Source organism: Gemmobacter fulvus, from assembly GCF_018798885.1.
In the GTDB taxonomy this organism is placed as follows: Bacteria; Pseudomonadota; Alphaproteobacteria; order Rhodobacterales; family Rhodobacteraceae; genus Gemmobacter; species Gemmobacter fulvus.
This window is the reverse complement of record NZ_CP076361.1, coordinates 2176234-2191279: the sequence shown is the minus strand read 5'-3', so window position 1 is coordinate 2191279 and position 15046 is coordinate 2176234. Positions and strand designations below refer to the sequence as shown.

Annotated in this window: 7 protein-coding genes; all 7 read left to right on the top strand. The window is 65.0% G+C overall.

The features are described 5' to 3' along the window. Positions 1-5: 5 nt before the first annotated feature. A complete protein-coding gene (kdpB, locus tag KM031_RS10540) occupies positions 6-2042 on the top strand; it encodes a potassium-transporting ATPase subunit KdpB (RefSeq protein WP_215504935.1) in 2037 nt (678 codons plus the stop codon). 12 nt (positions 2043-2054) lie between these two features. After that, positions 2055-2645: a potassium-transporting ATPase subunit KdpC gene (kdpC, locus tag KM031_RS10535; RefSeq protein ID WP_215504936.1), complete on the top strand. Its 591-nt coding sequence runs from the start codon at positions 2055-2057 to the stop codon at positions 2643-2645. Further along, entirely contained in the window at positions 2642-5323 is a 2682-nt protein-coding gene (locus KM031_RS10530) for an ATP-binding protein (RefSeq protein ID WP_215504937.1), read from the top strand. The genes kdpC and KM031_RS10530 overlap by 4 nt, the downstream gene beginning before the upstream one ends. Next, on the top strand, positions 5320-6009 hold the full coding sequence (locus tag KM031_RS10525; RefSeq protein ID WP_215504938.1) for a response regulator: 690 nt from the start codon (positions 5320-5322) through the stop codon (positions 6007-6009). The genes KM031_RS10530 and KM031_RS10525 overlap by 4 nt, the downstream gene beginning before the upstream one ends. A gap of 228 nt (positions 6010-6237) precedes the next feature. Further along, positions 6238-13326, top strand: a complete 7089-nt coding sequence (locus tag KM031_RS10520) for a LamG-like jellyroll fold domain-containing protein (protein WP_215504939.1) — start codon at positions 6238-6240, stop codon at positions 13324-13326. A 19-nt stretch (positions 13327-13345) separates the two neighbouring features. Beyond that, positions 13346-13894, top strand: coding sequence for a hypothetical protein (locus KM031_RS10515; protein ID WP_215504940.1), 549 nt, complete (start codon positions 13346-13348; stop codon positions 13892-13894). 14 nt (positions 13895-13908) lie between these two features. Beyond that, positions 13909-14937 carry a hypothetical protein gene (locus tag KM031_RS10510; RefSeq protein ID WP_215504941.1) on the top strand — a complete coding sequence of 343 codons (1029 nt, stop codon included), beginning with the start codon at positions 13909-13911 and terminating at the stop codon, positions 14935-14937. Positions 14938-15046: the final 109 nt, after the last annotated feature.

Genomic DNA, 15046 nt, shown 5'->3' with positions numbered 1-15046 from the left:
ATCCGATGTCACATCCTGAAAAACCCGCCGATATGTCCGGCCTCTATGCTGCCGCGATCCGGCAAAGCGTCACGAAACTTGATCCACGCCAGCTGTGGCGCAACCCGGTGATGTTTGTCACCGCCATCGTGGCGGCGATGACCACGCTGCTGGGCCTGCGCGACCTCGTGTCGGGCACGGTGGGCGGCGGGGCAGCGCTGCATATTGCCGCCTGGCTGTGGCTCTGCGTGCTGTTTGCCAATTTTGCCGAAGCGCTGGCCGAAGGGCGGGGCCGCGCCCGCGCCGATACGCTGCGCGCCACCAAATCGGAAACCCGCGTCAGGGTTCTGGCAGAGCCGGATGCCGATCCCGCCACGGCAACCGAGGTGGTTTCGACCACACTGCGCGCCGGGCAGTTCGTCTATGTCGCGGCGGGTGACATCGTGCCCACCGATGGCGAGGCGGTGCGCGGCATGGCTTCGGTCAACGAAAGCGCCATCACCGGCGAAAGCGCGCCGGTGATCCGCGAGGCGGGCGGCGACCGCTCGTCCGTGACCGGCGGCACCACCATCGCCTCGGACTGGATCGTGATGCGGGTCACGGCAGAGCCGGGCAAAAGCTTTCTCGACCGGATGATCGCGCTCGTGGAAGGGGCCGAACGGCAAAAGACCCCGAACGAAATCGCGCTGAACATCCTGCTCGTCGGTCTGACGCTGATCTTTCTGTTCGTCGTGGTTACGCTGCCCGCCTTTGCCAGCTATTCCGGCACGGTGATCCCGGTGGTCACACTGGGCGCGCTGTTCGTGACGTTGATCCCCACCACTATCGGCGGGCTGTTGTCGGCCATCGGCATCGCGGGCATGGACCGGCTGGTGAAGGCCAATGTCATCGCCAAATCGGGCCGCGCGGTCGAGGCGGCAGGCGATGTGGACACGCTCCTGCTCGACAAGACCGGCACCATCACCTTCGGCAACCGCATGGCTGATGCGCTGATCCCCGCGCCGGGCATCGACGCACAGCGGCTGGCCGAGGCGGCGGCGCTGGCATCGCTGGCCGACGAGACGCCCGAGGGCAAATCCATCGTCAGCAAGGCGCGCGAGATGCTGGGCACGGTGCCCGCCCTGCCGCAGGGCGCGCAGCCGGTGGCCTTTACCGCACAGACCCGGCTGTCCGGACTGGATCTGGCCGACGGCCGCAGCTTTCGCAAAGGCGCGATTGATGCGGTGATCCGGCTGACCGGGCAAACCCCGCCCGGCGCGCTGGCCGCACAGGTGGATGCCATTGCGCGGTCGGGCGGCACGCCGCTGCTGGTGGCCGAGGGCACGCAGATCCTCGGTGTGGTGCATCTGAAGGACATCGTGAAACCGGGCGTACGCGAACGCTTTGCCGAATTGCGCGCCATGGGCATCCGCACGGTGATGATCACCGGCGACAACCCGCTGACCGCCGCCGCGATCGCGGCCGAGGCGGGGGTGGATGATTTTCTGGCCGAAGCGACGCCGGAAATGAAGCTGGATCTGATCCGCCGCGAACAGGCGGGCGGGCGGCTGGTCGCCATGTGCGGCGACGGGTCGAATGATGCACCGGCGCTGGCGCAGGCCGATGTCGGCGTGGCGATGAACGCGGGCACACCTGCCGCGAAAGAGGCCGCCAACCTGATTGATCTGGACAGTGATCCCACCAAGCTGATCGAGGTGGTGATGGTGGGCAAACAGCTGCTGATCTCGCGCGGGGCGCTGACCACCTTCAGCATCGCCAATGACGTGGCAAAGTATTTCGCCGTACTGCCCGCCATCTTTGTCGCTGCCTATCCGGGGCTGGCGGTGCTGAACATCATGGGGCTGGCCTCGCCCACCTCCGCCATCCTGTCGGCGGTGATCTTCAACGCGCTGATCCTGATCGCGCTTGTGCCTTTGGCCCTGCGCGGCGTCGCCTACCGCCCCGCCAGCGCCGCCGCCCTGCTGCGCCGCAACCTGACGGTTTACGGCCTCGGCGGTCTGATCGTGCCATTTGTCGGGATCAAGGCCATCGACCTGTGCCTTGTTGCCCTGAACCTTGCCTGAAAGGGGTCCATCATGTTCCTGCACCTGCGCCCTGCCCTCACCCTGATGCTTGGCTTCACCCTGCTGACCGGGCTTGCCTATCCGCTGGCGATGACCGGCCTTGCCCAGACCCTGTTCCCCACCGCCGCCAATGGCAGCCTTGTGGTTCAGCGTGACAGGGTGATCGGCTCGGCCCTTGTCGGGCAGGCGTTCGCCGCACCCGGCAATCTGCACCCGCGCCCCTCGGCCAGCGGCTGGAACGCCGCCGGAACCGCTGCCTCGAACCTTGGCCCGACCTCGGCGCTGCTGGCAAGCGACGTCGCGGCGCGGCGCGTGGCGTGGCAGGCCGAAAACGGCGCGACACCGGCCCCGATAGATGCGGTCACCGCCTCCGGCTCGGGGCTGGATCCGCATATCAGCCCGGCCACCGCGCTGGCGCAGGTAGAACGGATCGCCGCCGCACGGGCCGCCGATCCTGCCGCCATCCGCGCGCTGATCGAAGACGCGGTGGAAGGCCGAACCCTCTGGCTTTATGGCGAGCCGCGCGTAAATGTGCTGCTGACCAATCTGGCCCTTGAAGCGGCATTCCCGATGCCGGAGGCCGCAGGAGCCACGTCCGAATGATCCCAGTCACCGGGCCACGCCCCTCTCCCGATGCGCTGCTGGCCCATGCCGCGCGTGAGGGGCGTGGTCGGCTCAAGATCTTCATCGGGGCGGCACCGGGCGTCGGCAAGACATGGGCGATGCTGGACGATGCGCATCGCAAACATGCCGAAGGCATCGACGTGCTGGCCGCCCTGATCGAAACCCATGGCCGGGCCGAAACGCAGGCCAAGCTGGCCGGGCTGCCGCAACTGCCGCGCAAGCCGGTGATCTATCGGGGCCGCGCGCTGGCCGAGATGGATCTGGATACCCTGCTGCAGCGCCGCCCCGCGCTGGCCCTGATCGACGAGCTGGCCCATACCAATGCCGATGGCGGGCGGCACGAAAAGCGCTGGCAGGATGTCGAAGAGGTGCTGGCGGCGGGCATCGACGTATTCACCACGCTGAACATCCAGCATATCGAAACGCTGAACGATACGGTGGCCCGCATCACCGGGGTGCGTGTGCGCGAAACCGTGCCCGACCGCGTGCTGGAAATGGCGGATGAGATCGAGCTGATCGACCTGCCACCGGATGAGCTGGTCAGCCGCCTGAAACAGGGCAAGATCTATCCGCAGGATCAGGCCGCCCGCGCGCTGACCTCGTTTTTTGCCAAGGGCAACCTGACGGCGCTGCGCGAACTGGCGCTGCGCGCCGCCGCCGACCGGGTGGATGCGCAACTGCGCGAACATATGGCAGCCAATGCCATCACCGGCCCTTGGCCTGCGCAGGAACGGATTCTGGTCTGCGTCAATGAAAGCCCCGCCGCGCGCGAGGCGATCCGCGTTGCCAAACGCTCTGCCGATCGGGCGCGCGCCGAATGGATTGCGCTGAACGTCGTGCAGACCCGCGCCGAAACCCTGCCGGAAACCGATAAGGACCGGCTGGCAGGCACGCTGCGGCTGGCCGAGCGGCTGGGGGCGGAACTGGCGACGCTGGACGCCGAACGCGATGTGGCGCAGGCGATCCTGTCCTATGCCGCCGACCGCAACGTGCGCCGCATCATCATCGGCAGGCCGCGCCGCCGTCCGCTCTGGGCGCGGCTGGTGACAGAGGATGTTGCGGCGCATCTGCTGCGCCAGTCCGGCCGGTTCGAGATCACGCTGGCCGCCGAACCGGACGAACGCTCACCCAAGCGGCGCTGGCATCTGCCGTGGTCGGGCGGCGAGCCGCGCTCCTGGGCCGAGGCCCCGGTCGCCGTCACGCTCGCCTCTGTCTGTGCCTTTGCGGCAGAGCGGCTGTTCCCGGTGGCCAGCCTGTCACTGATCTTCATGACGGCGGTGGTGGTGGTGGCCAGTCGCCGCGGCATGGGGCCATCGGCGCTAGCCTCGGTTCTGGGGTTCCTGTCCTACGATCTGTTCTTCGTGGATCCGCGCCTGACCTTCACCGTAACCGACCGCAGCGAATTGCTGACGCTGTGCCTGTTCCTTGTTGCCTCGCTGATCACCGGCAATCTGGCGGCCCGGCTGCGCGCGCGGATCGAGGCGCAGGCCACCATCGCCGAGCGCACCAACAAGCTTTACGATTTCAGCCGCCGGGTTGCCGCCGCTGCCACCGCCTATGATGTGATCTGGGCCTCGGTCAGCCATGTGGCCACGACGCTGCGCTGTGAGGCGGTGCTGCTGATGCCGGAACCGGGCGGCGAGTTGCAGGTGGTCGGGGGATTCCCGCCCGAAGACCGGCTGGAGGTGCGCGACCAATCTGCCGCGCAATTCACCTGGGACAAGGGCGAGCCTGCCGGGCGGGGCTCGGATACGCTGCCGACCGCGCGCTGGTTCTTTCTGCCCCTCGTCACTGCCGAACGCCGTCTGGGGGTTCTGGGCATCGCCTTTGCCGATGACCGCCTGCTGGCCCGCACCGACCGGCGGCTGCTGGACGCGCTGGTCGATCAGATTGCGCTGGCGCTGGAACGTCTGCGCCTGACCGAAGAGCTGTCGGAAACCCGGCTCGCCACCGAAACCGAACGCCTGCGCACGGCGCTGCTGTCCTCGGTCAGCCATGATCTGCGCACGCCGCTGGTGACGATCATCGGCGCGGCTGGCAGTCTGGCCGATGCCCCCGATCTGGCCCCGGCGGCCCGGCAGGATCTGGCCGAAAACATCCGCGAAGAGGGCGAGCGGCTGGACCGCTATGTGCAGAACCTGCTGGACATGACACGTCTGGGGCATGGCGCGCTGAAACCGCATATGGCGCCGCTGGATCTGGCAGAGCTGGTCGGCAGCGCCCGCCACCGCCTGCGCGGCCCGTTGCGCGCGCATCAGGTGCTGGCCGAGGTGCCCGACACCCTGCCGCTGGTTCTGGCCGATGGCGTGCTGCTGGAACAGGTGTTGGTGAATGTTCTGGACAATGCCGCGAAATATGCGCCTGCCGGATCGACCATCGTGCTGGCCGCGCGCACGGCGGGCGCGAAGGTGGACCTGTCGGTCAGCGATACCGGCATCGGCATCCCGCCCGCGGAACAGCAACGCGTGTTCGACATGTTCTACCGCGTGGCCGAAGGCGACCGGCAGCGCGCAGGCACCGGGCTTGGGCTGGCCATCTGCAAGGGCCTGATCGAGGCCATGGGCGGCACGATCCGGGCAGAAACCGCATCGCAAGACGGGCCGGGCACGCGTATCGTGATCACCCTGCCCCTGTTCAACCCCGAGACCTCTGCATGACAGCCCCCGACACGACCCGCATTCTGGTGATTGACGACGAAGCACCGATCCGGCGCTTCTTGCGCGTGCCGCTTGAAGCCGATGGCCATGACGTGATCGAGGCGGGCACCGCGCGCGAGGGCATCCTTGCGGTGGCCCGCGAAGCGCCGGGGCTGGTGATTCTGGATCTTGGCCTGCCCGATGCCGATGGGCTGACCGTGCTGCACGAGATCCGCAGCTGGAGCCAGGTGCCGGTTCTGGTGCTGTCTGTCCGCGCGGACGAGGCGGGAAAGGTGGCCGCCCTGGATGCGGGCGCGCAGGATTATGTGGTCAAGCCCTTCGGCATGAAGGAGTTGCTGGCCCGGATCCGCAGCCTGCTGCGCGACCGGGGCGGGCCGACTGCCCCCACGGTGATCGAGATTGCCGATCTTCGGATCGAACCGGCCAATCACAGCGTCACCAAGGGCGGGGTGCCGCTGCATCTGACCCGGCGCGAATTCGATCTGTTGTGGATGCTGGCCAGCCATTCGGGCCGGTTGATCACCCAGAGCATGATCCTCAAATCGCTCTGGGGGCCTGCCCATGTCGAGGACAGCCAGTATCTGCGCGTCTATATCCGCCAGTTGCGCCAGAAGCTCGGCGATGATGCCGCCAACCCCCGTTACATCATGACGGAACCCGGCATCGGCTATCGCTTTATGGGCTGAGGCCTCGCCGCCGCCTCACCCCTCCTACATCAAAAAACAATCTTTGCGCGAGTGTCGCCCGGGCGACACTCGCCTGAGCTTTGTCTGGCAACGTTCCTGCAGGTTCTCGGATCTGCACCGACTGTGCACCTGCGGAACCTGTGAAAGACGCCATGCGCCGCCAGCACAGGGAAGTATGTGATGCAAAATTTTTCGCATCTTGTTTCGGTTACATTTCAAGGGGTTGTCTTGGTATTTGGTCGCCCTGTGCTGGACGCGGCGGGCATCGCGAAAACCGATATCTGGTTCAATGTCCTTGGCCAGAATACCGATGCCAATGATACGGTGCTGGACTGGGCCGGGTTCACGAAACTCGACATAACACGGCAGGTCCGCGAAGTCGGGATGAGCCTGATCACACTGGACCGCGACAGCCACACTGTCACCCCGAGTGACACGCCCTTCCGGGTGGTGACCGATCAGAAATACATCTCGATCATCCAGCAATCGGCGCGCGGCACGCTGATCGTGAACCGCTATCGCCTGCTGTCGGCGCAATCGGGCAGCAATCAGAAGGTGACGACCTATACCCTGTCGCCGGTCTGGGAAGTGCGCTTTGCCCGCAGCCATAACGAGGATGTGCCCGCCGACAAATCCGACAAGCCCGATTACCGCGATCCCGATGGCAAGCCGTTTCTGGAGCCGACGCTGGAACTGGCGATGATCGACCGGGTGGAGGATGGGGCCTTTGACGTGGCGTTGCTGCCGATCAGCGGCAAGGACAGTTTCGCCTGGCAATTCATCGTCCGCGACAAGGCGGCCAATGATCTGCGCCTGTTCCGCTTTCCGGCGAATGAGGCCGGTCTGTTCGATCTGACCGGCAAGGCCGTGGGAGACGATCACCACATCCTGCCCGACAGCCGCTTTTCACTGAAGCGCGAGGGGGCGGCGGATGCCCTGCCGCTGACCGCAGCCCCGCGCCTCACCACCTATATGAAACATGAAAAGGTGATGCAGCCCGATGGCAGCAGCCTTGGCGTGAAACGCGCGACGCGAGTGATGATCGTGCAGACCGTCACCGAAAACGGCAAGACCCTGAGCGCGACACTCGACTGTGCGGTTGGTGCAGATGGCCGCATGGCACGGCTGAGCGGGCCGGTCAGCGCCACCGCCCTGACCCCGGCCCCGTTTGATCTGAGCTTTGACGGCCTCTCGGAACTGCGGCTGGCCGCACCGCAGGGCAGCCCCGATCCGCGCGGGCTGAATGGCCCCTATCAGATCGAGGCGCTGTTTGCCCCGGCGCAAAAGGGCGATGGCACCTGGCTGATCGGCGGCGATCCGACCGCATCGGCAGAGACCGCCGCGCCCTTCCTGCGCATCGTCGAGGGGGACAAGCTGGAATGTGGCTTTGGCACCGGCACCGTGGCGGTGCGCGCCACCACCCTGCATCAGGTCTTGCAGCCCGGCGTCTGGTCGCAGGTCGTTCTGGCCTATGGCGGGCCGGGCGATGCGCCCTTTACCCTGACGGTGAATGGCAGTGCCGTGCCGCTGACCCCCTGCTCTGCCCCGGCCAACCCCTCGGGTGCGGTGCTGGACCGGATCGGCGGGGCCTCTTCCGGCTTCAAGGGCGCGCTCAAATCGCTGCGCCTGCTGTCGGCTGGCACCGAAATCCTGCGCCTGCCCTGCGAAAGCGTCGATTACAGCACCACCCCGCCCGTCACGCCGAACCTTGCGGCCTCCGGCATCACCGTCACCGTGCAGGGGGCCAAGCTGGAGCCTTCCACCTCGCCGGTGGACAGCCCGATGAGCGGGGCCTTCCATATTGATGCAGGCGGACTGACCTTTTACGCTGGTCTGGCCGATTTCATTGCGCCCGCCTCGGATTTCTGCCTGCTCGAAGGGTCGGACGGGCTGCTGCATCTGTATTATCAGGCGGCAGACAATGCTTTGTCGGTGGCGCAATTCGCGGTGGATGCGGCCCGCGCGGGCTTTGCGGGCGGTTGGTCGACGGATTGGGCCGTCGGGGCCTCGGTTCAGGCAAATGACACCGCCGACCACCCGCTGATCCTGCTGCACCATGGCCAGCCCTGCGCGGCCTGGACGCCGGTCGCGCCCCGTCTGCTGGCCGCCGACAAGGCGCAAAGCGGCTTTGTCGATTTTGTGGCGCATCGCGTCGGCACCTATATGAACGCCACCGCGATCACCATTCGCCCGTCGGATGTGTCGCCGCTGCTCTGTGATGTTGAGGTGAAAGGCCCCGGCGATGTGGGCACCGAACTGTGGTCGGGCCTGCCGCGTGACATCGCGCAATTCCAGCGCATCTGGAACGGCGCGGCCTCCGACAACCCGGACGACCGTGATGTGATCAGCCGGGCCCGGCCCTATTACGATTATTCGGGCCGCGCGCCCGCCGTTGCCGCCGCCAGCGGTGCCGGAACGGATGGCGCGTTTTTCCTGTTCACCTCGGTGCCGCGCCTGCCCTTGCCGCTGTCGGCGCTGACCGTCACCTCGGGCAGCCGCGCCGACCGCGTGACCCTGACGGTGGAAACTGCCAACCCGCCGCGCTGGCCCGCGACCGAGGTATTGCGTCAGGTCTGGCCCGATGTGCCCGCCGATGCGCAATCGGTGATCGACGCGCTGTCGGGCAAGGCCTCGCGCTATGATTATGCCGCCGTCACCACGCCCGGCAGCCGCGCCTATGGGGTGCGGATCAGCATTGCGCGCTCGGACGATCAGATCGGCCATGTTGTGATCTTTGTGCGCAACGCCCTGAAAACCTTCACGCTGCGCATCAGCGACGGGTCCAGCCTTGCCACCTGCAAGGTGGAGGTCTGTGACCAGTTGCTGCAAGAGGTGCCCCGCGAACAGGCGGCCTTCATCCGCGCGCTGAACGGCGACGATCCGCATTATGCCTATCCAGCGGGATATCTCGACGGGCTGGCGACGCAGATCTATGCGCTTGGCAATGGGCTGAGCGCCGATGTGACCAATACCGTCGCGCCGGTTCCGGGCGCTGCGCTGGCCTATGCCGGCATGGTGCGGGTGCTGTATCAGGGATCGGGTTTCGACCGGGCGGTGATCGCCCCGCAGGCCCGCACGCTGGCCACCGTCTTTCAAAAGGCCGTGCTGCGCTTTGACGGGCAGGACAGCGTGTTGCGCGGCTCGCTGATGTTCGGCGCGGTCACCGAAGCCATGCCCAGCAATGGCGGCATCGGGCGGCTGGCCGATACCCGCACCGCCAGCAACGGGATTGCGGCACTGCGCGTTCCGGGGGTGAATGGCGGCTGGATGCCAGTCACCCCGCGTTTCAGCCTGGGCATGACGGCAGGCAAGACCGCGAATTTCGTGCAGGTCAGCGTCGACAAGGCGCTGCCGCAAACCGAGGCGATGGCCATTCCCGGCGATCTGACAGTGCAGGGCTGGCTGCGGCAGGACGAAGCGCGCGCTGCCGCCAATGAACGGCTGCTGACCTATAACGTCACCGGCTGCAAGGACGACCCCGACATGCCGATCCGGCTGATGCTCGGGGCCAAGCAGGGGCCTGCGCTCAATCTGGTGAAAACCACTTTCGTCAGCCGATCGTTCAACTTCGATCCGCCCGCGCTGACGCTGCAACTCTATCTGCGGCTGCCCGATCCGGTGGTGACGGGCACGATCCTGACGGTATCCGAGGTGAATGGCGGCACCGAATATCTGTCGCTCACGCTGGATGCCTTTGGCAAGGTGACGCTGACCTTCCTGTCAGGCGCGGGCAAGCTGACGCTGCCGACGGCGCTGACTCCGGGCCTGTGGGGCTGCGTCACCGCCACCGTGGCCGACGCGGGCAGCGGCAAGGTCACGCTTGGGCTGGCACTGAACGACAAGGCCCCGGTGACGGTCGAGGCCACCAACAGCTTTACCGGCAAACTGGGTGCGCTGACGCTGGGCAGCCGCACGGGCCAGGGAATCGTGGCGGCGGTGAATGGCCTTGCCTTCTGGCAGCGCGCCCTGTCTGCGGCGGATGTGGCCAACAGCTGGCGCTACGGGTTCCCCGATACCGATCCGATGCTGGGGATCCGCTGGAATCTGGCCGAAGGTGGCGGCAGTCTGGCGGCCAATTCGGCGGCCTCGGGCGCGGAATATGACGCGCCGATCACCAATCTGGCCAGCCCCGGCTGGGACAAGGACGGGGCCTTCAAGGTGCCCTATGCCGGGCGCAATGATCTGGTCATCGCCTCTAACCGCATCCTCAAGGGCTGGACCAATGTGGCGCTGGCCTCGCGTCAAGGGCGCGCGCTGAAGTTTGACGGGCAGAATTCGGGCAAGGTGAAGGAAGCCGAGGCGTTCAAACCCTCGGGCACCTTTGCGGTCGAGGTCTGGGTTTCGCCCAAGGTGCTGAATCAGAAGCAGATCATCGCCGAAAAACCCGGCAGTTGGTCACTTTATATCAATACGCTGGGGCAAGCCTGCCTGAAGGTGGAATTGCAGCGTGACGGCGCGAATTACGATGATCCGCCGATCCGGTTCAGCCATGAGGTCAAGATCCCCGTCGTGCTGGGACAGACCTGCTACGTGGTGGCCAATTTCACCACTGGGGCCAATGCCGACAGCAAGGGCACCGATCAATACGCCCAGCAAAGCTATTTCATCAATGCCGCGATTTCGGTGAATGGCGCTGCGCCCATCACCAACAACAAGGCTGATTTCACCCGCCAGCCACAGGTGCGCACCGAAACATCGGAATTCATGGTGGCCAAGGCCGCCTCGGGCACCTTCCAGTATCGCGGGCTGCTGTCGCATCTACGGGTCTGGAGCCGCAATCTGACCCCCGATGACATCGCGCGCACCACCGCGCTGCGGCTGACCCCGGTCAATCAGGATGGTCTGGTGGCGGGCTGGGATTTTGAGGAAACCAGCGGCACCTCTGCCGCCGATCTGACCGGCAATCATCCGCTGGATCTGACCAGCAACCAGCTGTGGTGCATCTGGCAGGACGTGGCGCAGGCGCAGATCGTGGTCAATGGCCGCACCAGCCTGCCACTGCCGGTCTCCGCCGCAGACATGGGCGGTTATGGCGACCTGCAGATGAGCTTCGGGGCATCGCTTGCCACCACGGCCCCCAGCCTGCCGCTGCATGGCGATATTGACGATATCCGCCTGTTCAACACCCGACTGACCGAACAGCAACTGCGCGAAAGCATGAACAAGCCGCTGTCTGGCGGCGAGGATCATCTGGCCGCCTATTGGCGCATCGACGCAGGCTCCGGCCCGGTGGTCTATGACATGACGGGCCGCGGCAATAACGGGCGGCTGAAACCCGACACGACCCCGCCGGTCTGGAAGCCCAGCTCCGCGCCGTTGCAGAACGAAGGCCAGTATGTGGTCAATGCGTTGGGCGGTGTGCCCGATTATTATGTGGCGCATATCGCCGGCGCGCCTGCCGTCGCCGAATATGCCGCCGCCGAAAAAGACGCTTATGGCCGGATCTATTCGGTAATGAAGCGCGGGTATTTCTACCGCGCCGACACCGGCGAGACGGAGCTGCGCACCGGCTACAAGGTGGGTGATCTGGACACGATCTTTGTCGGCCAGGTGCAAAGCAAACCCACCATCGTCGGGTATATCGAAGGCGGCCCGCCGCTGCCGAGCGAGAACCAGACGCTGGCCTATTGGGTGGGCGATGGCGGCGGCCCGGCGCGGGCCTATGCGGGCATCAGCACCGCGCTGTATCAGGAAACCGAAACCAAGACCTGGAGCTTCAGCGCCAGCCGCAGTTCCACCTTCAACGGCTCGTTTAACGTGAAGGGCGGGCCGCTCTGGAAAGGCAAGGCCGAAACCTCGGTCGGACTGGGGGCGGAAGCTCAGGTTCAGGTGGTGGAATATGAGGTAAAGCTTGGCGCAAAACTGACGCTATCGGGTGATATCGGCAGCACCGATCAGGTGGCGCAAAGCCATTCCAACGCGGTCAGCCTGTCGACCAGCATGACGCCGTCGGGCACTTGGGAGGCCGAGGATGCCATCCTAAACCCCACTGTGGGGCGGCGCTATATCCAGAACAATGTCGGCATCGCGCTGGTCAAATCGGCCACCGCCGATCTTTACATGCTGGCGCTGAAAGGCACGCAGACCCCGGTGGGCTATGTGATGATGCCCAACACCCAGATCCCGGTCGATACCAATATCATCGATTTCCCGATCAACCCGCGCTACGTCAAGAACGGCACGCTGGATGGCAAGGTCGGTCTGGTGAATGACCCCGATTATCCGGGGGCCGATCTGGAGCGCGGCAGCTACTTCAAGCCGGTCGAGGCCTATGCGATCAAGACCAGAATCCGCCAGCAGGAACAGGCGCTGAAGGCCTGGTACGACCAATTCGATGCCGACAAGTATCGGCTTCTGGCCAAGTATCAGGATGCCAAGGACAGGCTGGCAGAGTCGCCCGGTTTCAACTTCGGCGAAAATCGCAACCTGCGCAGCATGTTCAACAATTACGTCTGGACAGCGGCGGGCGGGCTGCACCGCGAGGAATGGAGCACGGCCAACACCTATACCGAAACCTATACCGGCGCGAGTTCGCTGAAATTCGCCGCCGGCGCGGAATTCGCGGCCAAGGTGACCTCGCCCGCCGGTGGCTACTATATCGAAGCCGATGCCATGCTGGGCAATACTTGGACGGCCACGGCGACCAAGGCTGCGAATACACAGAACGGCTTCCGCCTGACCTGCAACGTGATCCCGACCGATTTTCTGGCCGCGCCGATCCTGACACGGGATGCCACGGGCAAGCTGCTGTTCGGCGGCTACCAGCGCGACGCGGCACCGGGCAAGGTGGATGCCTATCGTTACATGTCGTTCCTGATTGCACCGGAACAGGCGAATTTCGACGCGCTGTCGCAGGTGGTCGAACCGAACTGGCTGAACAATTCCACCACGGCGGCGGCGGCAGCGATGCGCGAGGCGATGGCCAATCCGGCGCAGCCATGGCGGGTGCTGTATCGCACCACCTATGTCAGCCGCGTGCCCGCGCCGTTCCAGCCGGTGAAGGACGATACCGACGCGCCCAATATCACCCCACCCGCCAATCTTGACAGCAACAGCTGGCTGACCCGCGTGCTGGATCAGGTGATCGGCAAACCCGATCCCACCCCGCTGGAGATCGGCAGCGCCATTGATGCGCTGCTGGGCAGCCGCGACAGCGGGGCGGGCATTCTGGTCAGCCTCGTGCCGTGGTGGACCGATTTCTACGCCGCCGCCCAGACCTATGGCAGCGCAGAGTTCCGCGAACTGGCCGATCTGCGCGCCAATCTGCTCAGCTACATGGCCAGCAAATACGAAGCCCAGGCCTATGCCGGGCATTGATCCTGCAACGGAGAACACGATGAGCGATGACACCACCTTTGTTCTGACCGGGCTGCGCAGCGGCTATCGGATTGAAACCGCGGCCACCTGCGGGCTGACCCGCAACAGCATCAGCACCCGCGCCTTGGTGGGTTATGCGCTGACCACCGAAACCGGCAAGGACGGCCTGCCGTTCCTGCAAGTCAGCCTGACCTCCGAAGATGTGCAGGCCGAACCGCCGGTGCTGGATCTGAGTGCCACCTATACCCAGAACGTCGCCTATTCCGAGGTCGATCTTGACCTGCGCTTCACCGATCTGCCGCAGGGCACCGAGGTCGAGGTGGCCTGCACCAAAACCGCGCTGGCCATTCCGCGCCAGCCGGTCGAGGGCAGCAGCCTGATCGGCATGTCCGGCAGCAAGCTGGGCAAGTTCAGCGCCGATCTGTCGTTGCGGCTGTGGCTGGCGGATCCCGATGCGCTGAAGTCCAGCTCGTCCCTGACGCTCAGCCTGTCCCGCATCGAACAGACGCCCGGCGGGGATGATCGCAAGATCGTGCTGCAAAAGATCGCCCTTCCCCTTTCGCATTGACCGGAGATTTCCCGATGGCAAACGACCCGCAAGATGGCGTGATTACCCTGCGCAACCAGATCGGCGAAACCGGCAGCCTGCCGCGCGGCTATACCGCCGGATCGCCCGATATCATCTCGGCCGGCACCAAACCCTTCAATCCGGTATCGGATCTGGAGAAGGAATCGAACTACGGCAACGCCTATGACAATTCGCTGTATATCAACCTGCCGAACTACTTTTATGTCCGGGGCAAGAATTTCGGCAAGACCGATGTCACCGGGCAGTGGAACCTGTTCTGGGCCACGCCGAACATCCTGCTTTACCCGTTCCTGTGGCAGGAAAACCAGCTCGCCACTTCGGGCGGGAACATGTCGCCGGATTTCGCCATCAAGGCGGGCATGATCGGCTGTTCCAGCGATGCCTTCACCTGGGTGCCACCGGATACTGCGGATCATTACTGCATGATCGCCGTGGCGCTGAGCCCGGGTTTTCCCAACCCGCTGGCCGGGGTGAACAATGTGGCGTCGCTGGCCGAAACCATGGCCGACAATGCCAATATCGCCCAGCGCAACATGCAGCTGATCCGGGGCGCCGTGCCGCAGATGGTCAGCAAGGCCGCCTATAGCCATGGCGACGTGGAAGAGGTGATGGACCTTGTGGTGAAATTCTCCAACGTGCCCAAAGGCAGCAGCTACACCGTCAGCTCGGGCGACCAGCTGGATGGAAAATCGCTGTTTCTTGAGGGCAAGAACACCACGACCTCCGATTTCAAGGTGGGCTGGACGGATCGCCTTGTGCCCGCCAACTGGAGCACGATGTTCGATTACACCATCACCTTCGGCAATGACTGGTCCGAAGTGCCAGAGGGCGGGCGCCCGACGCTGACCATCAAGGGCGAAGTGGTGATGGGCAGCACGCATCGTCTTTACCACCACCCTGCCGCCCGCGTTGCCGGGCCGTGCCTGCTGACAGGCAAGCGGCGGGTCGATAAATTGGGACAGGATTACAAGGTGATGACCGCCGGATCGGTTTCCACCATGTGCGTCGATCTCGGTCCTTGACCGAGGATCGGCAGCCAGAAGAAAAGCCCCCAATCTTCCGGCAGCCGATCACCCTTTTAGCGAGTGAAGTCTGTTGAATTATCTTGAAAGTTGCAGCACGCTGGCCGCG

Excerpts from the sequence above, each read along its gene's own strand:
- KM031_RS10525 (WP_215504938.1), top strand. The coding sequence starts at position 5,320 with ATGACAGCCCCCGACACGACCCGCATTCTGGTGATTGACGACGAAGCA.
- kdpB (WP_215504935.1), top strand. The coding sequence starts at position 6 with ATGTCACATCCTGAAAAACCCGCCGATATGTCCGGCCTCTATGCTGCC.
- KM031_RS10510 (WP_215504941.1), top strand. The coding sequence starts at position 13,909 with ATGGCAAACGACCCGCAAGATGGCGTGATTACCCTGCGCAACCAGATC.
- KM031_RS10530 (WP_215504937.1), top strand. The coding sequence starts at position 2,642 with ATGATCCCAGTCACCGGGCCACGCCCCTCTCCCGATGCGCTGCTGGCC.
- kdpC (WP_215504936.1), top strand. The coding sequence starts at position 2,055 with ATGTTCCTGCACCTGCGCCCTGCCCTCACCCTGATGCTTGGCTTCACC.
- KM031_RS10515 (WP_215504940.1), top strand. The coding sequence starts at position 13,346 with ATGAGCGATGACACCACCTTTGTTCTGACCGGGCTGCGCAGCGGCTAT.